Here is a 19,665-nt window from a genome sequence, read left to right on the forward strand (position 1 = left end):
GACACCGCGGGCAGCGGCGAACCACCGGCGGTGGTGCGGCGTCGACTTCGCTGGTGGCCGGTGATCGCCTACGCCCTGCTGCCTGCCCTGGCGCTCCTGCTGGCAGGCGGAACCGGGTTTGCGAAGTGGCAGGATGGCGCCGTTCGCGATGCGGCACAGGCAAGTGCGGAATCCGTCCAGGCCGCCACCGCGGGGACCATCGCGCTGCTGTCCTACCGGCCTGACACCGTGCGGAGTGACCTCGAGGCCGCACGAGCCAAATTGACCGGCGCATTCCTGAGCGACTACACATCGCTGACCCGCGATGTGGTCATCCCGGGGGGCAAACAGAAGGATATTTCTGCGGTGGCCACCGTGCCAGCCGCGGCCTCGGTGTCGGCAACCGGCGAGCACGCGATCGCTCTGCTGTTTGTGAACCAGACCATCATCGTGAGCCAGGACCCGCCCACCAGCACCGCATCCAGCGTTCGGGTCACCCTCGACAAGGTCGACGGCCGGTGGCTGATTTCGCGATTTGACCCGGTGTGAGTCGGCCAGACACGAGGGGGCGGACCGGTCACGAAGAGCCAGCATGGGAAGGAAGACGACAATGCGACACCGATACCTGATTCTGTCCGCATTGGTCGCCATGGTGTCCGGCGCTGCGCTGGGCATGCCCGCGGCGCGCGCCGACAACAAGCGGCTCAATGACGGAGTGGTCGCCAATGTCTACACCGTCCAGCATCAAGCCGGCTGCACCAATGACGTGAGAATCAACCCGCAGCTGCAGCTGGCCGCGCAATGGCACACCCTCGATGTGTTGAACAACCGCGACCTCGATGGCGACATTGGTTCTGACGGATCCGCACCTTCCGACCGCGCCAGCGCCGCCGGCTTCCACGGACAAGTCGCCGAAACCGTGGCCATCAATCCTGCCCTGGCGATCAGCGGCGTGGAGTTGCTCAACCAGTGGTATTACAACCCGGCGTATTTCGCGATCATGTCGGATTGCGCCAACACCGAAATCGGGGTGTGGTCAGAGAACAGCCCGGATCGCACGGTCGTGGTGGCTATATACGGACAGCTCGACCGCCCGGTGGAGACACCACCGGTTACAGCGCCAACCGAGCCGCCGCCACCGGTGGCTTTGCCCGAGAACGTTCCGATCGACCCCAGCCCTGACTACGATGCCAGCGACGAGATCCAATACGGGATCAACTGGCTTCCCTGGATTCTGCGCGGGGTCTACCCGCCGCCCGCCATGCCACCCGAATAGGCTAGGGGTGCAACACCTTCAGAAGTTGACTCGCACTTCTGCCCACGGCTGCCGTACCGGCGCCAACGTTGGGTCTCGAGTTACTCCGCCGGTGGCCGGTAGTTCGCCGCCGAGTTCCGCAGCTGCCAGACTTGCTCGGGGCAAAGGAGATTGACCGCGTAGGACACCAGGTAGTTGGCCGCGAACTCGTCGTTAGGGGTCACATCATTCTTTACGTCACCCATCACCTGGGCGTAACTTTGACCGCCACTGACCTTGTCGCAGATCCCGTGTCCGTAGCCGATCGCGTCATTGTTCGGAAAATCGTAGTGGCGCCGCACCATCACGTTGTAGACGTATTCCACTTCTGGGGCCGGCGCGGCATATGCTCGCGTGGCCATACCCATGGGGGTCGTGCCCAGGGCAACTGTGGCGGCTGCCAAGGCAATCGGCCAACTGCGATGCGCCATGGCTGCCATCCTATCCAGCAACGACCGGCGGATAAACAGGATCTAGGAGGCCAATTTGGCGCTGACCACCCGGGCCGCTGGCGAACGCGGCCTCAGCGCTCGCCCCCATGCTTGGCACCACGCGGATCGATGAGGTCACGAAAACTTTCCGCCCGATAGGTTGATGCACCCAGTTTTGTGACCCGCTCGACCAATAGCTTGTCCGACGTCACCACCCGAACGTCGCGCGGTTGCGGTTCCGCTGCGACCCGGCGCACGATCTCGTCGTCAGCCGAGTTGGCCGCCGCCTTGGGCGCGTGCGCTACCTCGAGAACCGACGAGCAGATCGGCGTTGACGGAGGCCGCTCGAATATCACGGTGACGTCCTTTCCGCCGGCTCCGTCCTGCTCCGATGCCCAACGCTCGAGTCTGTGCACAAGCGCGACCATCGCGCCGTGGCGGTCCTTCCACCATCCGTCAGGCCGCGAGCCGATTACGTTCATGCCGTCGATGATCCAATGCACACTTCACCGTACGACGACGAGCGGGGGACGCGTCCGCCGAATCCTCGCCTAGCGATCTCGCGGCGGCGCCGAGCCCGTTACCACCATCTGCGTTTGCGGAACTTCCTGTTGATCTCGTTGCGGAATCGCTCAACATGCTGCTCGGTGGCCGCCGCTTCCATCGCACCGAGGGCATTGACGACCTCGAGGTGGGACAGGATCAGCAGGCCGTTCAACTGCTTGAGCCGTTCTGGGGTCGCCAGCGACTCTTCATCGTCGACGTAGATGAGCAAGAAGTCACGAAGCGCCTGGCTGCCGGTCATCCGCACCGGGACTTTCATGTTCCGCAGGATTGTGGCCATGTCGGGGTCGGTCACAACAGCCTCTCTTTCGCTTCCGGGAATAGCACGTCACAGCGCAAGCGTAGGAGACCGGCGCCCCGAAGTGTCTGTGGGCCAGCGCAGCATTCTCGACGGCTTGGCGACGGTCTTGAACTCACCACCGCAGCGCACAACAGTGCGCCGGCCCCGCGCTGGTTGCCGATGGCCCGCTACATCAAGCGTTCGACCGGGTGAGAGCCGCTCGCGTCCTCTCGCTGGCCCACGTCCGCCAGCCCGTTTTGTTCGCCCGCAGCCGCGGAGTCCTTACGTTCTTCTTCCTCGTCGGCGGGCCCGGTGGCTGATACCAGCCCTGGCTTGGATGCGCCGCCTGCCGACGAGCCCGCGCCCATCCCGCTGCCCATCGGCGCGGCACCACTCATCGCCGATGATCCCGCGTTGGCGGCCGCGGCCATCATCGGCGAGGACTGCGACCCAATCAGTTGGGACACCAGCGGCTGGGCCGCGGGTCCCGCTTCGGTGGCAAACGCGCCGGCGCGCAGGCCCGCACCAGTTGCAAAACCAGAGCTGCCCGCGGCAGCGGGGTTGGACATTGCCGCGCCACGGAAGGTCAAGGCGTCCGCGGCAACGTCATCGGCGTCTCCGTACATGCGCGCGATGTCGCTGAGCGCGGCGCCGGTCCGCATCAACTCTTCTTGAGCCGCCACATTGGACGCCAACATTGTGGCCGCCTCCTGAGCAAAGGCCAGGACGGCCTGCGCCGAGACTTCTTCAGCTCCCGCCGGGATCAAACCGGTCAGCACAGTCATCGCTGCCGTGGTACCAGCACTGATGCCCTGGGTACCGATGTCGACCAGCTGAGAGCCAATGTCGCCTGCGGCCGGGTCGTGTGACATGGGATCCATTTGCACGCTCCTGTGTAATTGTGCGCTGCACGAATCGTTCGTGCCCTTGCAGTCCAACGACCAACTGATTCGTCGCGCGACTGTCGCCGCACACCCCGTCCCAGCTTTGCTGGACGATTGCTCAATTCTACGACGGACTGGACCACTAGCCAGCAGGTTTTCTGGATCAGGACGATTACCAGGGCCAACACCTGAGAACATGCAGGAAATTCACTGTGCCAAGTGTGACCGCTCCCGCAATTACGGGCGAATTGTCGTGTAAATCACCGCCGAGTGCCCGCCCTCGCCGCCGAGGACGATCGGCACCGCCGGCCCCGGCGGGTTCGCGGGTGAGCGCAATGCACAGAACCAGGAAGCCACGGCTTAATCCGACTATCCACTCACAGGCGCTGCGGGTGCGCGACCGAACCATATGGTGGCCCAAGACCCAACAAGAACCTCGCAACCTGCAAGTTTCTCTCCCATATCAAAAGCCGGCTTCGCGTGGCAGAGACGATGGCGGTCATTCCGCCCAGCCCGGGACGAAATCGTCGCACCAGCCTTGCGCTCGTCCACCCTCGCGGACGTCACGCGGACGGTACCGGCCGCCGACCAGCGTGCGGCCAGCTCAATGGCCGTTGCACGCATCGCCCGCGGGTGCCCCGAATCCGACCAGCTCGCCGTCGGCAATGGCCCATTCACCCGCTTTCCGATAACCGGTTCCCGGCCTTTTCCGGTAATCGGAACCGGCCACGACTGGGTTCACTTCACCGGCACTTGCGAAATCCTCCGGGACAATCAACGGGCGCAAATAGTCGTGGCGATCACGGACACAATTCGACGGCCCACCGAGGTGTTTGGTCGTTGATCCCGACAGGTTCTTGCCCGGGCGATCCGCCGGTGCCGTAGCGCAGCCCGACAGTCACGTCACCGGATGCAAGCATCGCCGGCCAGATTCGCAAGCTGACACGCCGCCACGAGGCAAACCGACTGGTCAAAGCGGTGCTACGGGGTGACAAGACAGCCACCAGGAGAACCACTCCTGTCGTGTACATTCACTCCGTTCCGATGGGGTCGGCGACCAAGAGCGCGTTGTCCAGGACGCGGCCGCCGAGTCGCGCACGGACGAAGATCCGAAGGCGCCCAAAGACACGCCGGCCCGGCGATCGGTTGGATCTCCGACGGTTCGACAAGTGACCACAACCCGGCCGGCGTCGGCCGGGGTGAGCGATAGGGGTGCCGGGATGATGGGGCTCACCGGCATTGCCGACGGGGAGACTCTCGCCCATCCCGGCGGGTTGGTCGCGGTGGCCGCCAACCACGATGGCGATCCAAATGTGCCGATGCTGCCGGCCAGCTGGGCCGCACCTCCCGCCTGCCGCGCTAACGGTGCGTATCGCTACCGCCACGCCAACCGGGACACGCCATTGCGTCCCGAAATCCCCTCGCCGGAGACGCGCCGCAGCAAATGCGACCCGAAGGAACGCTACCGTACTGTGTATTAGCCTTCTGCCGAGGACGCCCGATGGGCAACGAGTCAGGACAGCAAGTTATCGACGGCGTAGCAGCTGAGCCACAGAGGGGGATTGCGAAGTGACGTTGCGGTTGGGGCTTGCCGTCCCCTTGGAGACGACGGCTCGATGTGGATCGGGGGCAGCCAGATGTCGGTGACAGCGCTTTATGCCATGGCCTTGCCGTCGGAGTTGCACCGATTTCAACTGGAAAGCGGTGTGGGCCCTAGCCCGATGCTCGCCGCCGCCGGGGCCTACACCGCGTTGAGCACAGAACACGCCGCCGCGGCCACGGAACTGACCGCCCTCTTGGCCCAGGTGCAGGCCGACACCTGGCAGGGCCCAAGCGCAGGGCGGTATCAAGCCGCGCACCTGCCGTATGTGGCGTGGCTGGAAAAGACCAGCGCCGACTGCGCGCAAACAGCCGTCGCATACGAAAGTGCCGTTGCGGCCTATGAACTCACCCTGGCCACCACGCCCACCTCGGCCGAGCTGATCGCCAACCGCACTCTTCGCGGCGTACTGATCGCGACAAACTTCTTCGGGATCAACACAATCCCGATCGCCGTCAATGAGGCCTGGTATGCCGCGCAGTGGATCCGGACCGCGCTCGCGATGATCGCCTACGGCGCGGCCTGTGACGCGGCGGTGCTCTCGACACCACCCAAGACCCCCGCACCGATGCTGCTGGCCCCCGGCGCCGGCGAAGCCGCCGCCGCAGTCGGCGGCGCCGAAGCGGCGGCCGTCGGCACGCTGGGGGGCATAATCACCGTCTTGCTCACCGCGCTGTTCAACATAATTTGGCGAATTATCGAGGCGATTATCAGCATCGTTATTGCAGCGTTTTCCTTGAGCCTTTCCGGAATCATACTTGCAATCCAGGTAGCGCTATTCGCCATTTACGTCGAAGTGTACATTGCTTTCTTCAGCTTTATTGATTTTATCATCGCGAATCCGTGGCTCGTGCCGGCAGGTCTGCTGGCGCTACTCGCCCTTCCTCCGGCACTGGCCCTCGAAGTGGCGACCGCCATCGCCGTCCCGCTCAGCGTGCCGCTTGGTGTTGATCGGGCGGTTCATGACGCGCGGCTGGCGGAGGAGGACACGAAGGCATCCGATGGCGAATCGGCCCGGCGGTCGGTAGCATCATCGCTGTTCCGGGAAGTGCATGCACTGTCGCCGGCCGCCGTAGAGGTGAGCGACAGGGGAGCGGAGTCGATGGGATTTTCCGGGGCCGCCGGCAAGGAAACACTCCCGCGACCTGGTGGGTTGATCACCTTGGCTGGCGATCAGTGCGATGGCGATCCACGTGTGCCGATGCTGCCGGCCACCTGGGCAGCACATCCTGTGTTACCCGCTAAGGGCGGGTGTCCACGGGGGTGCCGAACCAAAGCAATCAGAATCCGCGTGCGACGAGATCAACCACCGACAATAAAGGTCTAGTGGGCCGCGAGGATTCGTTTATCGGCCGCACCACATTTCCCAATCACCATTTCCCAATCACCATTTCCCAATCACCGGGGGCTACGGCCGCGACGGACCGGGCGCGCTGGTTGCTGGTGACGGGCCAGGGCCGCGTCCGCCTTCACCGCCCATCATGGGGCACTTGTTCATCATCGGGCCCGGAGCACTCTGACCTGTGGAGCCGGTGGCCCGATCGCCGCCACCGCCGTAACCGGCGGACCACGCCACGAAGAATCCGGAGAAGAAAACCACTGCGACGATGAACACGATGCCGGCAACGATTCCCACCCAAGCCGCGGCTTGAACAACACGGCTGGGTGGGCCAGGTTGTTCAGTCGCGCCTGTTGCGGGTTGCGACGGATCACTCATCTTTTCGATGATGTCGCGCCGAGAGCCGCACCGGTAGGGACCATCGACCCTTAACGCCCGCCGGCCGCGGCGCCTTGCGCCGGCTGCCCGCGCGGGCCCTAGCATCACCCTCATGCGCGACTCGAAAATACTGATCACCGGCGTGACCGGACAGGTCGCTAGTCCCGTTGCCCGGGCCCTGGCGGCAGCTAACGAGGTCTGGGGCATCGCTCGCTTTACCGATGCCACCGCGCGGGCAGACCTCGAGCAGGCGGGCATTCGTTGCCAAGCGGTCAACCTGGCCGCTGGTGACTTCACCGAAATTCCCTCCGACTTCGATTACGTCCTCAACTTTGCGGTGGCCAAGAGCGGCAACTGGGACAAGGACCTGGGAGCAAACGCCGAATCGGTCGGACTGCTGATGGCTCATTGCCGCGCCACAAAGGCCTTTCTGCACTGTTCATCCGCGGCCGTGTACGACCCGCCAGACAATGAACTGCGCACCGAAAACGCCGCTCTCGGCGACAACCACAAGTTCCTGTTCCCCACCTATTCGATATCCAAGATTGCCGGCGAGGTGGTCGTTCGGTCAATGGCGCGCGTTCTCGAAGTACCCGCCACCATCGCGCGCCTCAACGTCCCCTACGGCAACAACGGTGGGTGGCCGTTCTTCCACATGGAGATGATGCTGGCCGGAATTCCAATCCCGGTTCCGCCGGGTGGGCCGGCACGCTACAACCCGATTCACGAAGACGACATCATCGCGACCATCCCGAAGCTGTTCGCGGCGGCGGCGGTTCCGGCGACCACGGTCAACTGGGCCGGCGACCAGATCGTCAGCCTGCAGGACTGGTGCGGCTACCTAGGGACACTGATCGGCAAAGAGACCGTTTTCCAGGAGAGCGACAGCGCATTGCGCCCAAATCCGGTTGACGTCACCCGGATGCACGAGCTCATCGGCAACACCGCTGTCGACTGGCACGACGGAATGCGGCGGCTGGTAGCCAAGTTCCATCCGGAGGCACCCGGGCTGTGAACCGCGTACGGCAGCACTAGCGCCCGCCGCCGGAGCCACCCGGGGCCACCGAAGATCGCGGTCGAAGGGTGCCGCTGTGTCCGTCGGCTTTACCCCCGTGCTGCCGCGATAGTGTTACGCCGGCAACCCCGGTGGTGATGCGAAGGCCGCGCAGACCGGCCCGCGGGGAGGAGCACGGATGGGATCGGTGGCCGCAGAGCCCGTCGCTTCACCCGGCCGGCCCTGGCCGCGGGTGGTGGGTGCCCTCGCCCTAGCCGTCCTCGGTGCCTGCGGCGTGATGCTGCTGGCGGTGCCATCGCTGTCGGACACCACGGATTTGGCATCGCACAGCGATTGGGTCCTGGCGACCGCCTTACCAACCAGCACAGACTTCCCGCCAGATTGGGGATATTCAGTGACCGGACTGTTGCAGCGTGCCGCTGCCAGCGATCCGGCGACGCTGAGTGTCCAGCCCGATGCGGGGCCCGCGGCGACCTACGAACCGGACATGTGTGGCGCGATACCCAAGATCCTCAATCACTCCGGGGATAGTTTGGCTGCTTACGTCCAAGTCGACCGATACGCCCAACTGTTTGTGCAGGATGCCCCCGCATCCGATTTCGCGGCGACCGGAGAGGGACGGGAGCACGGGCCCAACGCCCGTTTCGCGCTCTGGGTCAACTCGGACGCGGCGGAGCAGGTTGGAAATTACCAGCACTGGCTGGACCGCTGCGGCTCCTATCGGGTCACCAACTACTACGTCGACGGCCAGGTCAAAGACCGTCGCACCGTTAGCACCCAGATCCAGTCCCACACAGCACGTGATGCCGACGCCGCCGTCACTGTCACCAAGACGTTCGCCACGATCGGCAGTCGCGACCCCGCATCGATCTACCAGGTCAGCTACTACGCGGTGCGGGGTGTGCTGCTGGAATGCACCATCTACATGGAGGGCTCCGAGCGGGATCTGGTGCAGCGGCTCGCCGACCAGACGCTGCGAAACCTACGGGCGTAATGACCAACTTGTCACGCCGGAGACCATGGGCGATCGCGGCGGCGCTGTGTGCGCTTGCGGTCGTGGGGGTGGTGATCACCGCCCCGGTCGTGGACCGGGCCTGGCCCGGTAATCGGGGCTCCGGCCCCGAGGCACTGGCCCCGGGACTGGCCGGTCTGAGCGACCAGAAACTGGCCGAGCTGCTGCCCACGCAGGCAGAGTTTCCGCCTCGGTGGACGGTCAGTGACATCAAGGAGCTCTCCGGCACCTTCGGCTACTTCCGATACCAGTTGTACGACGAGGGCCTCGGCTTTGATCCCGTCGAATGTTTCGCGGTGGTGGGCGTGGCTTCTACCGGGGCCTTCGATGCCGCTGAGGTGTTCGGCCACGACCCCACCGATCCAGCGGAGGTCGCCGACCGCAGAGACATCCGCGTCATGGTGGGCCGGGAGTTCGACCCGTCGGGATTCGACAAATTCATGGCCCTGGTGTCGCGTTGCCCGCGGTTCAGCAGCGCCGCTGCCGGTTCCTATGCGGTCAACATTCTGGAGAACACCCACCCCGCCGGGGCATCCCAGCGCTTCCGGTATTCGGTCACCACCACGATCCCCGGCGAGCCCACCGACACGACGCGGACCGACTACTACTCCTACGCCCGCACATCGGGGCTGATCCTGACCGGTATGGCCAGTACTGGCCACCAACAACCTTTCGACTCGATCTTCGAGACCACGCTGCAACGAATCACAAACCGTTGACTCGCCGAATCCCTCGGCGTGCGGCACCCCCCGAAAATCAGCGCCCCCGAAATGGGGAATCGTTCGGGACGGGCGTGAACCCGGTCCGAAACGATTCGCCCAACCCGGCTGTCAGAGATCCGGGTCAGATTCCTTGAAGTAGCGGGCCAAGAACCCGGCTGCGGCGATGGTGGCCAAGGAGCCGACGACTGCCCACAGCACGAACTGGAAGGCCACCGCCCCCATGAACCAACCAAACGTCATCGACACGTAGAGCAGCCAAACCAACCGGAAGAAGGACCACGCCGCCAAGACTCCACAGCTGATTCCGATCGCCAGGCTTCGTTGCCGATCAACCCGGCTGATCTTCTCCTCGATGCTGGCGGGGACGATGTTCATCTGCGCTATTCCTTCCGTGGGGCGCCGCCTCGGTGGCGTCGTCGTTGGCACAAGTACAGATCGACGGGGTAGCTACCGATCCCAACAACGTCAGCCCGCGAGGGCATCGCCCCAGGCCAGGGGAGCGGGGCGAGGCTGCCCAGCAGCGCAGGTTCGGCGCTAGGCCAGGAATGCACCCGCCGCGGTGATGACGTCTCCCGCGGCCAGATCGCTCTTGGTGAGCTTCTTGAACAGCAGGCCGACGTTGTCCCCGGCTTTCGCCGTGTCCAGCTTCTTGCGGAATGCCTCGATGGCGTCGACTCGCACGCCTGAACCATCGTTGATTCGCACCTCGTCGCCGACCCGCAACTCGCCGTGTTCCACGCGCCCGGTAGCCACGATGCCCCGCCCCCGGATGAAGAACACGTCCTGAACAGTCATGCGAAACATGTGCGGCACGCTACCCGCCCGACGCCATCGACGGGTGTCGGCTGGCCACCGTACGCTGACCCGCATGGGTTGGCTGCAGCGAGCGCGCAGAGCCAGCGCCGGACAACGGGTGACGCGCGCGGACAAGGCCGCGGCTCATAACGCGGCCGCCGAACTAAACGCACTCACCACCGAGCGCGAGCGACTGCTGCGCGAGGGTCTGGAAGGCGTAGCAACCATCGTCAGCATTCGGCGCAATGTCGCGAGCACGACGTTGGGTTCTTGGCACGAGCTCGAATTGGACGTGGTACTGCCGCAGCAGGACCCATACCGCGCCATTCGGCGCATCGCGCTCGAACTGTCGAGCGCTCCACACCTCAGGGTTGGTCTGGACCTACCGGTCCGGGTTGACCCCACGGACCATTCCAAGGTCCTGATCGTCGCGCCGCTTTAGGCTCCCGAAGATACTCAGGTTCCCGGCGCGATCACCAGACGCGTACCCAGTCGACCAGCATCTGTGCCGGATAGCTGCCCGGTCTGGGATCCTCGCCGCCGGATCCGGCAACCGCGAGGTTGAGGACGGGGAACACGGTGTAGCCGGGATCGTTGAACGGCCAGTCAGGTAGCGAATGCGCCGCGACGGTGAAGTAGGGCTGTGCCCCCTCGGCGTAGTCCTGCCAGAACCGCATACCGGTCTCGTCCCATTGGCATCGCCAGGTGTGCCACCCGCTGTCCAACGCGACGTTGCGGGTCTTCCACTCCGAACCGTTTGCCTTCGCGTGGACAGTGGTGGCCGACGGCCAGCTCCCGTTGCCGTACCACTCGATGATGTCGATTTCGCCGCGATCCTTGTTACCCAGCCACCAGGCCGGCCAGGAGCCGGCGGTCAGACAGTCGAATTTGATACGGGCTTCCCAGGTATGGCCGATGCCGCCCCGCCACGGACTTTGGATCTTGCCGGCGTAGTAGGTGCCGCCGTCCTTCGCGGCTCGGATGACCAGATTCGACTTACCGTCCAGGAAGACGTTCTGCCGGTCGTCGCGGTACTGGCCGACGTTCTCGGGCCGTTCCCAGTACGTCGGGTCCTTCATCTCCTCGCGGGCTCGCGCCACCGTCCACTTCGACGAGTCGGGGGCAGAGCCGGCCGGACCATCGAATTCGTCGTGAAACAGGTAGGGGCCCGATTGGCCATTGGGCGCCGGCGCCAGAGGCATGTCCCGTCGAGACGAGTCGGCGCGGGCCGCCGGGACGGGCAGTGCCGCCCCGAGCACACCAAATCCGGTCATCAGCATCATCCGACGACGGTCCATCCCGGGCATAAGCCAGCGACGATAGCAGCCCGGCACCTGCTGCGCTAAAGCACGAACGGCGTCAACCGCTCAGTCGACTACTCGGATGTCCGCACGACGAGCTTGCCCACGTTGGTGCCGTCGAAGAGCATGTTGATCGCCGTGGGCAATTGTTCGAAGCCGGTCACCACCGTTTCCAGCGGCGTGAGCTTGCCCTGCGCGATCAGACCGGCGATCTCCGCGGTCGCCTCGGCCGCGCGGCCCAGGTGATCAAGAATGATGAAGCCCTGCAGTGTGGCGCGTTGGACCAGCAGGTTTCCGAACGCTCGCGGTCCGGGTGGCGGATCGGCGGAGTTGTATCCCGAAATCAGGCCGCACAGCGCTACCCGCGCGCGGACGTTGAGCCGCGCGAAGATCGCGTCCATGATGTCGCCACCGACGTTCTCGAAGTCGACGTCGATGCCGTTGGGTGTCGCGGCGACAAGCTGAGCTGCCCAGTCGTCGGCCCGATGGTCGACGGCCGCGTCGAAACCGAGCTGCTCAGTGAGCAAAGCGCACTTTTGCGGCCCACCGGCGATCCCGACTACCCGCGCACCATCCGCCTTGGCGAGCTGGCCCGCCACCGAACCGACGGCGCCGGCCGCGGCGGATACGATGACTGTTTCGCCGGGCCGTGGTTTGGCTATCTCGCGCATCCCGATCCATGCCGTGAGCCCGGTCATCCCGAGTGCGCCGAGGTAGGCGCTGGGGGAGACGCCGTCGGCGACCTCGACCGGAAAGAGCGGCGTCGTGTCCGAGACCACCGCGTAGTCCTGCCAACCGACCAGACCTTGCACGGTCAAACCCACCGGATAATTCGGATTCCTCGACTCGACAACCTCGCCGAGCCCGGCCGCGCGCATGACCTCGCCAATGCCAACCGGGGGCAGATACGACGGCATGTCGTTGATCCAGCCGCGGTTGGTCGGATCCAGGGATATCCAGGTGACGCGTACCAGCGCCTCGCCATCGCCGATTTCGGGGATCGGGGCTTCGCTGAGCTCGAAAGTATTCGGACCGATGCGCCCAGTGGGACGTTCGCGAAGAAGGAATCGGCGGTTTCGATCGGACATGAGCGCACGCTACCCCAGACCGATAGTGCGACATCGCGATCGGCACAATTCCGATTGGGGCGGTGGGTGGTTTCGTCTGCCGGTGCTATAACGCATACATGGCAGGCTCGGATTCCGGCGAAGGGCAAGTGATTACCCACGTCTCCGATACGGCCCGATGGACGGCCCTATATCGGGCCACCGAATCGGCGCGTCCGGATGCATTGTTCAGCGACCCCCTCGCCAATCGGCTTGCCGGAGAGCATGGCCGCGCTATCGTCGCCACAGTTCCGCGCACCACCCGTAACGGTTGGTGGCTCGTCGCGCGGACGAAAATCATTGACGACGCCATTGCCCGCGCGATCGCCAACGGTTGTGACCGGGTTTTGAACTTGGCTGCCGGCCTGGATACCCGGCCGTACCGGCTGGATCTGCCCGCCGAATTGACCTGGATCGAAGCGGATCTACCGCTGCTGTTGGCGGAAAAAGCACAGCTGCTCAGCGGCGAAACCCCGCGATGCCAGCTGACCCGCAGCGCCGTGGATCTAGCCGATCCAGCCGCTCGCGATGCCTTCTTCACCGAGGCACTGGCCGGTGCCGCCAAGGCACTTGTCCTGACCGAGGGCCTGCTGATGTACCTCGACGAACCGGACGTGATTGCCCTCTCTGAGGCGATACGACAACCTCAAGTGGGTTGGTGGATGCTTGATTTAGCCCGCCCTGCCCTCAAGAAAATGATGAACAAGAAGATGGCCGGCATGCTGCAGAACGCGCCGTTCAAGTTTGCACCCGACAACGGTTTGGCCTTCTTTGAAGGACTGGGTTGGCACGTAGCAGAGGCGGAATCCCTGTTTACGGCCACGCAGCGGTTCCGCCGCCTGCCGATATCAATGCGCTCACTCGGCTGGCTTCCGCAGCCGAATCCGCGCCATCCGGGCCGCAGGCCCTGGAGCGCGGTTACGCTCCTTACTCAATGAGTAACTGAGAGACTCATTGAGTTCGGAGAACTGTCAATTAACGCCTGCGTGCATTTCGCAGTGATCCGCCGCTGCCCGGCCCGAACCGTCACCCGACCCTAAACAAGCAGGTAATTCGGGTTTTCCAGAGAATTTCGGGCGCTTGCCCAGACCCCGGCGGTTTGACGGAACCGTCAGGAATGCGTGGAATTCACGGCTAATTCTTATATTAAGACACGGTTTGATCACAGGTTTGCTGTCAATCCTTAACGGACAGGTGTTCGCGGCGTATGTACCGAACTCGGGTTGAACGAGAGGAGTTGACGAGCAGTGACGAATGCACCAGAGGCGGAGGTCATTTCTCTGCAGTCACATCCGATGTGGCTTGCAGCTCTGCAGCGCGAAAATCAGCGCCTTGAAGAGATGCGCCGTCACCCCGCCTAACTGGGCCGTCAGCGTGCTGCCGCGATGGGAGTCGACGTCAGCAGCATGGGTAGCGCCGCGCCCGGGCATGGCCCAGCGCGGATTCGCCGGCCTGACCTCTCGCGCCCCACTTCGGCGCGGTCTGGGAATTCCTTTACTGCGAAATCGCGGTGGCACGGCGTCCGTATTCTGATACGGACTACCGAGGAGTTCGCGTCATGTCTCAGACACCGGCCACCACCCGCACCACTTTTGGCGGTATCAGCTCCAGGGCGTGGGAGCATCCGGCCGACCGAACCGCTTTATCGGCACTGCGCCATCTCAAAGGCTTCGACCAGATCCTGAAACTGCTCTCCGGAATGCTGCGGGAGCGCCAACACCGGCTGCTGTATCTGGCCAGCGCGGCACGAGTCGGCCCACGCCAGTTCGCAGACCTCGACGCACTGCTCGATGAATGCGTGGATGTCCTGGACGCGCCGACCAAACCCGAGGTCTACGTCACGCAGTCGCCGGTGGTGAATGCGTACACCATCGGGATGGACGCCCCGTTCATCGTGATCACCTCCGGGCTCTACGACCTGATGACCCATGACGAGCTGCGCTTTGTCGTGGGTCACGAGCTCGGTCACGCGCTATCGGGTCACGCCACCTACCGCACGATGCTGATGCACCTGATGCGGCTGGCGGGTTCCCTGGGCTTTCTCCCGATCGGCGGCTGGGCGTTACGCGCGATCGTGGCGGCGCTGCTGGAATGGCAACGCAAGTCCGAGCTGTCCGGGGACCGGGCGGGACTGCTCTGCTGCCAGGACTTGGACACCGCGATTCGGGTGGAGATGAAGCTGGCCGGCGGAAGCCGGTTGGACAAGCTGGACTCCGAAGCGTTCTTGGCCCAGGCCGCGGAGTACGAGCGATCTGGGGACATGCGCGACGGGCTGCTCAAGCTGCTTAACCTCGAACTTCAGACCCACCCGTTCTCGGTGCTGCGGGTCGCCGAATTGACCAAGTGGGTGGACACCGGCGGCTATGGAAAGGTGATGTCGGGCAGTTATCCGCTGCGCGTCGACGATGGCCAATCCTCAATCGCCGATGACCTCGGCGAGGCCGCCCGCCACTACAAGGACGGGTTCGACCAGTCCGACGACCCGCTGATCAAGGGCATACGCGACGGTCTGGGCGGCATCGTGGACGGCGTGGGCCGGGCCGCCACCAGCGTGGCCGATTCGTTGGGCCGCAACATCAACGAGTGGCGGCACAACCCGAAATAGCGGATCCGGCTACCCGGTTTGGACGGATCCGACTTCGGTGGGTTCGCTGACCCAGGCGGCGAAGACCGGCACACCGGCCCACGGATCGCGTCGCCGCCCGCCACCTACCACCGCCACCACCGCATAGGGATGACCGAAGCGCAGCGTCGCTGACCGCGACGGCAGCCGCGAAACGATCGCGCCACGCACAGCGATCGCGGTGACGGCCGCGGCCTCGAAGCCATACCGGCCGTAGCGGGCCACCGCGGACTGCCGGGCCCGCGTATCCGCAGTCCCCTTCAGCGCCACCGCCAGGGCTTGCCCGGCCGCACCGAAACCCAACGCCGGATCAGCGGTGAGGTCGTGATCCGACGACACCTGCCAAGCCGGCATCACCACCCGCACGTCGTCCTCGCGGCCACGGGCCCCCTCGGTGATCGTCCAGAATTCGCCGTCGCCGAGCGGCAGGTCGCAGAGCTCACGGCGACGCACCCGGGAGCCGGTCACTTCCCGGCAGGCGATGTCGTGCGCCGCCGCCAGCACGGCCTGAAACGATGTACCTCGACTCGCGATGACCGAGGTGACGTGCAATTCGCCGGTACCGACCGCGGTATGCACGCCGACAGTTCCCACACCCTCAGCATCGGCGAGGTAGGCGCTGTGGCCGGCGACCGTGAGCGCATCGCAAACCCGTTTGCTCCAGGGCGAGCGCAGCTGGCCGGCATCGGTGACGCCGAAGGGCCGCAACCAGCTGATCCGCGTGGCCAGAGCGCTGGCCAACACGGCCGCTATGCCCGACAAGTCGGCGGGGAAGCGCTCGATCATGCCATCGGTGTGGTTGCGTGCCCACGTGTCGGCTTGGGCCTGGCTGGGAATCGGCCCGATCTCCACTTCGGAGGGCATGCGGCCCGACCACAACCCCGCCAAGTCCGCTGGGCCCCACAGGGCCAACGCCGCGTTGATCACCTCGGGTGGCGCGACCATCAGGTCCTCTAGCGCCCGGTGCGCATGCTTAGCGTCAGTACCGAGGGCCTCTTCGAGCTGCTCGCGAGCGGCACCTCTGGCGACCGGCGCCACCAGCGCCAGGAGCAACCACGCACCCAGCGGTGACGCGACCGAGTGCAGACCCGCATGCACCCGACAGAAGCGGCGGGCATAGCGCGTGATCAGCGGCCCGACGTCCATGCCGCAGCGGGACTAGAGCTTGCCTGCGACGAAGTCGGCGGCCTCGTTGACCATGCCGTCCTGGATGTAGGCACTGGCGAGGTGCTGTGGCCAGTTCTGCTTCCACGTATTGGGGTCAGCGGGGCTGCAGACCGGGTCGGAGCCATGGCACAACTCGATGGTTCTGTCGTTGTAGAGCGGACTGAAGTTCGTGATGGGCCCCACCCACTGGCTGCCGTTGCCGAACAGCGCGACCGCGGCGATGTGCTGATCGGTGCCCGGCGGCAGCGGATTCTCGAATCCGAACGCCGACATCGGCACCGCAAGCACCACGTCGGTCACGGCCGCGCCGAGGGAATATCCGCCTAGCACCAGTCGGGTGTCCGGACAGCTGTTGACCATGTACTGGATGTGCCCGCTCATGTCGTTGGCACCGATGTCGACCTCGGTGTCGGCCGGATACTTCACGGCGTAGGACCCCATGCTTCTGCCGCCGACCTTGGAGCTCAGCGAGCTGATGAACGCGTTGCCCAGCACCCCGGGCCCCGGCGACTCGAATCTGCCCCGGGCGAAGACAACCTCCACCTGAGGGCAGTTCGCCGCATCGGTTGACGGCGCCGCACCGGGCGTTCCCGGCGGCAGCACCGCTGCGGCGATCGTTAGGGCCGCGGCTACCGCGACCGCCCCAACTCCAAATTGGACCGACCTACGGGCAAACAAAGCGCGCACAGGAAGATGTTAGCCACTTCGGCACCTGTTGGCAGGCTTTGAAGAATTTGCCCCCACGCCATGCACCGCACTGCACTTTGATACTCAATGACCGCGCCGCACACACACCGCAACGGCCTAAATATCGCCGCATGCGGATATCGGTCGAGTTCCACCTGAGCTTCGAATACTCCGCGCTGCAGCAGTTGCGGCAAGCCGCGGATCACTGTGGCTTCGAAGGAATTTGGGACTACGACCATTTTTGTGGGCCGGCAGAACTCGCCGAGCCGACGTTCGAGGGCTGGACGACGCTGGCCACCATGGCAGCTGTTACCCAACGGACGAGGATCGTCCCTCTGGTAACCGGTGTGATCTATGGCCATCCGGCGATCCTGGCGAAAAGGGCAGTGACCGTCGACCACATCTGCGTCGGTCAACTCAACTTGGGCATCGGCGCCGGGTGGCACGAGGCCGAGCACTATGGTCCTGGCGTTCCGGCAGCCACCATCGCTAGGCCTACTCGAACGGTGCGCCGCCCTCGGTTGGCCAGCATGGCCTTCGGGCGCGGATGACGCATCAGCGGTTGGCCGGTCGGTAGCCTCACCAAGCATGACCGACATCGTCGTCGTCCGGGTCAAGCCGGGTAGTCGCAAAGGCCCCCTGGTCGAGACGGGTTCCGATGCCGAGTTGACCATCTATGTACGCGAGCGGGCGGTCGACGGTAAGGCCAACGAAGCCGCAGCCCGGTTGCTCGCCGCCCACCTTCAACTGCCGAGAAGCCGAGTTGAATTGGTGGCGGCGGCGACGTCGCGGTTGAAGCGCTTCCGCGTCGAGCGCTGATCGCCTTCGGGGGTCCGCCCACGCCGGGGACCACCGCGTTCACATGGTGGCCAAGGTGTATCTGCCCCGTGATCTCGCCGCGACGGCGGACAACGATGCTCAGTTCATGCCAGCGCTTGCCGTCACCTCAGTGCTGGTCATGGCGGCACTTTGCATCGGCTACCAATGCGGCCGCCGGGCCGGCTCAACCCGCTCGGGCCGGATCAGGCGCAGGCGCAGGACGGCACTGGCTGGCATGGCGTTCACGGTCATTGCGCTGGTTGTTGTCCGCCGCGCCCGGCGCAGCTTGCGGCGCCGACGCAATTCCATTTCCATACAGGTAGCGAAACATGTTGCCCCGCTCGGGCTTTGGGAAGCGCCGACGCGCGCCCTCAAGCAACTGCGCGGCTGCTAGCCCGCCCGAGTGCTCGACGCCGGCGCTTGGGCACCAATCCCGGGATGTGACACCCGCCCTAGCGCGACCTCAATTCAGCGGGATTGGTTATCCCCGTACGGCAGAATACACGTCAGGCCTACCCCCATTACCCGTCGACATAGGATGTTCCCATGGGGCGTTACGTTGAAAATCTGGGCGTCATAATCTGGACGCAGAGTTTTGGGAGCCGTGCCGACAAGGCAATCCTTCTAATATCCGGCGCGATGGCTCCAGCTATCTTCTGGAACAGCATCTTCTGCGAGCGTCTCGCCGATCTAGGATATTTTGTCTTACGCTTCGACAGCCGTGACATCGGTGATTCAACGCATTTCCCCCCGGCAAGGGATGCCGACGCTGATCCGCCATACACCATCGATGAAATGGTTGACGATGTTCGAGCCATACTAGCCGACCATGATCTGAATACCGTTGTACTCATCGGACATTCACTCGGCAGCACCGTGGCTCAACTGTTCGCGGTCAAATACCCGGAACGGGTCGAGAAGCTGTTCTTGATGTCATCGCCGATAATCGCCACGGGTAACAACATATACGCCGAGACGGATAGCGAGACGCTCGCCGCCATGTGGCAAGTGCTGATGTCCAACAAGATGTACCCAGATTACAAACGTGGCAAAGAAGAATTTTTCAAAGTCTGGCGATACCTCAACGGCAGCTTTGAATTGGACACCGACTTAGCCGATGAATACACCAAGCGCCTCTATGAAACGGAAGTCATCGAGCCAGCATATAATCACACCAAGGTTCAGGTGGGCATCGACGATATCTGGACCGAGCTAAGCGAACTCGAAATCCCGATACACTTCATTTACGGCGAAAAGGACCAGTTGGCATCGAACATCGGGAATATACAGATCCTGACCAACTCCCTGCCGAACGCTCATCTGACCGTTCTCAAAGGTGCCGGCCGCATGTACTTCCATAGACGCATATGGCAGCAAATACTGTCGGTCCTCACCGAGGCCCTGACCTAATACCGTTCGGCCCCGTCCCGTATCACCTGCCCTTTCGTTGCGACGAACAGGTGATATCGCGCGGCGACACCGGCAGTATCGATTGCGTTGCAAAACCACTCGGGGATGTGATAACCGTATCGGTAATTTCACCTGCACCCGACAACCTCCGGCCATCTCGGTAATATCAGCCCGGCAGAGTTCAAACTCTGAAGGTTCACCAAGAGGGTCTCCCTACTCGCGTGGCCGCTCGAACGGCGGTGACAGATCAGGCTCGCGA

The 19,665-nt window shown here is 64.2% G+C and carries 24 protein-coding genes; 14 read left to right on the forward strand and 10 right to left on the reverse strand.

Features of this window, described 5'->3' with window-relative positions:
- Positions 1 to 33: 33 nt before the first annotated feature.
- Together G6N41_RS19330 and G6N41_RS19335 are read left to right on the forward strand one after the other, a co-directional pair.
- Positions 34 to 528 (forward strand): hypothetical protein, encoded by a 495-nt coding sequence (locus G6N41_RS19330; protein ID WP_456320226.1) that lies wholly within the window; start codon positions 34 to 36, stop codon positions 526 to 528.
- Positions 529 to 589: 61 nt separating this feature from the next.
- Positions 590 to 1,255, forward strand: coding sequence for a CAP domain-containing protein (locus tag G6N41_RS19335; protein ID WP_198965406.1), 666 nt, complete (start codon positions 590 to 592; stop codon positions 1,253 to 1,255).
- An 80-nt stretch (positions 1,256 to 1,335) separates the two neighbouring features.
- Here the strand turns inward: G6N41_RS19335 and G6N41_RS19340 are convergent, their stop codons facing one another.
- The 4 genes from G6N41_RS19340 to G6N41_RS19355 all read right to left on the reverse strand — a co-directional run bounded on the left by G6N41_RS19340 (position 1,336) and on the right by G6N41_RS19355 (position 3,429).
- Positions 1,336 to 1,704: a DUF732 domain-containing protein gene (locus G6N41_RS19340; protein ID WP_198965407.1), complete on the reverse strand. Its 369-nt coding sequence runs from the start codon at positions 1,702 to 1,704 to the stop codon at positions 1,336 to 1,338.
- Between the two features lie 92 nt (positions 1,705 to 1,796).
- A complete protein-coding gene (locus G6N41_RS19345) occupies positions 1,797 to 2,207 on the reverse strand; it encodes an NYN domain-containing protein (RefSeq protein ID WP_012394591.1) in 411 nt (136 codons plus the stop codon).
- A 77-nt stretch (positions 2,208 to 2,284) separates the two neighbouring features.
- Positions 2,285 to 2,563: a hypothetical protein gene (locus G6N41_RS19350; protein WP_020729132.1), complete on the reverse strand. Its 279-nt coding sequence runs from the start codon at positions 2,561 to 2,563 to the stop codon at positions 2,285 to 2,287.
- Positions 2,564 to 2,736: 173 nt separating this feature from the next.
- Positions 2,737 to 3,429 carry a type VII secretion system ESX-1 target, MMAR_2894 family gene (locus G6N41_RS19355; protein ID WP_198965408.1) on the reverse strand — a complete coding sequence of 231 codons (693 nt, stop codon included), beginning with the start codon at positions 3,427 to 3,429 and terminating at the stop codon, positions 2,737 to 2,739.
- Between the two features lie 1,202 nt (positions 3,430 to 4,631).
- Here G6N41_RS19355 and G6N41_RS19360 point away from each other — a divergent pair.
- The 5 genes from G6N41_RS19360 to G6N41_RS19380 all read left to right on the forward strand — a co-directional run bounded on the left by G6N41_RS19360 (position 4,632) and on the right by G6N41_RS19380 (position 9,495).
- Complete coding sequence (locus tag G6N41_RS19360; RefSeq protein WP_220075330.1) at positions 4,632 to 4,913, forward strand: PPW family C-terminal domain-containing PPE protein; 282 nt, start codon at positions 4,632 to 4,634, stop codon at positions 4,911 to 4,913.
- Between the two features lie 135 nt (positions 4,914 to 5,048).
- Positions 5,049 to 6,359 carry a PPE family protein gene (locus tag G6N41_RS19365; protein ID WP_231608604.1) on the forward strand — a complete coding sequence of 437 codons (1,311 nt, stop codon included), beginning with the start codon at positions 5,049 to 5,051 and terminating at the stop codon, positions 6,357 to 6,359.
- 502 nt (positions 6,360 to 6,861) lie between these two features.
- Complete coding sequence (locus G6N41_RS19370; protein WP_198965409.1) at positions 6,862 to 7,764, forward strand: NAD-dependent epimerase/dehydratase family protein; 903 nt, start codon at positions 6,862 to 6,864, stop codon at positions 7,762 to 7,764.
- A 178-nt stretch (positions 7,765 to 7,942) separates the two neighbouring features.
- On the forward strand, positions 7,943 to 8,758 hold the full coding sequence (locus tag G6N41_RS19375; RefSeq protein ID WP_198965410.1) for a hypothetical protein: 816 nt from the start codon (positions 7,943 to 7,945) through the stop codon (positions 8,756 to 8,758).
- Positions 8,758 to 9,495 (forward strand): hypothetical protein, encoded by a 738-nt coding sequence (locus tag G6N41_RS19380; RefSeq protein WP_198965411.1) that lies wholly within the window; start codon positions 8,758 to 8,760, stop codon positions 9,493 to 9,495. Before G6N41_RS19375 ends, G6N41_RS19380 begins: the two co-directional genes overlap by 1 nt.
- Positions 9,496 to 9,606: 111 nt before the next feature.
- Here the strand turns inward: G6N41_RS19380 and G6N41_RS19385 are convergent, their stop codons facing one another.
- Both G6N41_RS19385 and G6N41_RS19390 read right to left on the reverse strand, forming a co-directional pair.
- Complete coding sequence (locus G6N41_RS19385) at positions 9,607 to 9,873, reverse strand: hypothetical protein (protein WP_198965412.1); 267 nt, start codon at positions 9,871 to 9,873, stop codon at positions 9,607 to 9,609.
- Between the two features lie 159 nt (positions 9,874 to 10,032).
- Positions 10,033 to 10,302 carry an EF-Tu/IF-2/RF-3 family GTPase gene (locus G6N41_RS19390; protein ID WP_011740756.1) on the reverse strand — a complete coding sequence of 90 codons (270 nt, stop codon included), beginning with the start codon at positions 10,300 to 10,302 and terminating at the stop codon, positions 10,033 to 10,035.
- Between the two features lie 64 nt (positions 10,303 to 10,366).
- Here G6N41_RS19390 and G6N41_RS19395 point away from each other — a divergent pair, with 64 nt between their 5' ends.
- Entirely contained in the window at positions 10,367 to 10,735 is a 369-nt protein-coding gene (locus G6N41_RS19395) for a hypothetical protein (RefSeq protein ID WP_036455689.1), read from the forward strand.
- Positions 10,736 to 10,766: 31 nt separating this feature from the next.
- Here G6N41_RS19395 and G6N41_RS19400 read toward each other — a convergent pair whose 3' ends face one another.
- The gene (locus G6N41_RS19400; RefSeq protein WP_198965413.1) at positions 10,767 to 11,600 is read right to left on the reverse strand and encodes a glycoside hydrolase family 16 protein; all 834 of its coding nucleotides are present in this window, start codon (positions 11,598 to 11,600) and stop codon (positions 10,767 to 10,769) included.
- A gap of 68 nt (positions 11,601 to 11,668) precedes the next feature.
- The gene (locus tag G6N41_RS19405; RefSeq protein ID WP_198965414.1) at positions 11,669 to 12,682 is read right to left on the reverse strand and encodes an NADP-dependent oxidoreductase; all 1,014 of its coding nucleotides are present in this window, start codon (positions 12,680 to 12,682) and stop codon (positions 11,669 to 11,671) included.
- Positions 12,683 to 12,780: 98 nt separating this feature from the next.
- On the opposite strand from G6N41_RS19405, the gene G6N41_RS19410 reads away from it, so the two are divergent.
- Both G6N41_RS19410 and G6N41_RS19415 read left to right on the forward strand, forming a co-directional pair.
- Positions 12,781 to 13,638 carry a class I SAM-dependent methyltransferase gene (locus G6N41_RS19410; protein ID WP_198965415.1) on the forward strand — a complete coding sequence of 286 codons (858 nt, stop codon included), beginning with the start codon at positions 12,781 to 12,783 and terminating at the stop codon, positions 13,636 to 13,638.
- A gap of 620 nt (positions 13,639 to 14,258) precedes the next feature.
- Positions 14,259 to 15,305, forward strand: a complete 1,047-nt coding sequence (locus tag G6N41_RS19415) for a M48 family metallopeptidase (RefSeq protein ID WP_198965416.1) — start codon at positions 14,259 to 14,261, stop codon at positions 15,303 to 15,305.
- 9 nt (positions 15,306 to 15,314) lie between these two features.
- On the opposite strand, the gene G6N41_RS19420 is transcribed toward G6N41_RS19415, so the two are convergent.
- Positions 15,315 to 16,469 carry a serpin family protein gene (locus G6N41_RS19420; protein WP_198965417.1) on the reverse strand — a complete coding sequence of 385 codons (1,155 nt, stop codon included), beginning with the start codon at positions 16,467 to 16,469 and terminating at the stop codon, positions 15,315 to 15,317.
- 12 nt (positions 16,470 to 16,481) lie between these two features.
- Complete coding sequence (locus G6N41_RS19425; protein WP_020729146.1) at positions 16,482 to 17,177, reverse strand: cutinase family protein; 696 nt, start codon at positions 17,175 to 17,177, stop codon at positions 16,482 to 16,484.
- A gap of 131 nt (positions 17,178 to 17,308) precedes the next feature.
- Between G6N41_RS19425 and G6N41_RS19430 the strand changes: the two genes are divergently transcribed.
- The 4 genes from G6N41_RS19430 to G6N41_RS19445 all read left to right on the forward strand — a co-directional run bounded on the left by G6N41_RS19430 (position 17,309) and on the right by G6N41_RS19445 (position 19,406).
- Entirely contained in the window at positions 17,309 to 17,728 is a 420-nt protein-coding gene (locus G6N41_RS19430; protein WP_198965418.1) for an LLM class flavin-dependent oxidoreductase, read from the forward strand.
- Positions 17,729 to 17,765: 37 nt separating this feature from the next.
- Positions 17,766 to 17,996, forward strand: coding sequence for a DUF167 domain-containing protein (locus G6N41_RS19435; RefSeq protein WP_198965419.1), 231 nt, complete (start codon positions 17,766 to 17,768; stop codon positions 17,994 to 17,996).
- Between the two features lie 43 nt (positions 17,997 to 18,039).
- A complete protein-coding gene (locus tag G6N41_RS19440; protein WP_198965420.1) occupies positions 18,040 to 18,390 on the forward strand; it encodes a hypothetical protein in 351 nt (116 codons plus the stop codon).
- 152 nt (positions 18,391 to 18,542) lie between these two features.
- Positions 18,543 to 19,406, forward strand: coding sequence for an alpha/beta fold hydrolase (locus tag G6N41_RS19445; protein ID WP_198965421.1), 864 nt, complete (start codon positions 18,543 to 18,545; stop codon positions 19,404 to 19,406).
- Positions 19,407 to 19,665: the final 259 nt, after the last annotated feature.

This window comes from Mycobacterium shottsii (assembly GCF_010728525.1).
GTDB lineage: Bacteria > Actinomycetota > Actinomycetes > Mycobacteriales > Mycobacteriaceae > Mycobacterium > Mycobacterium marinum.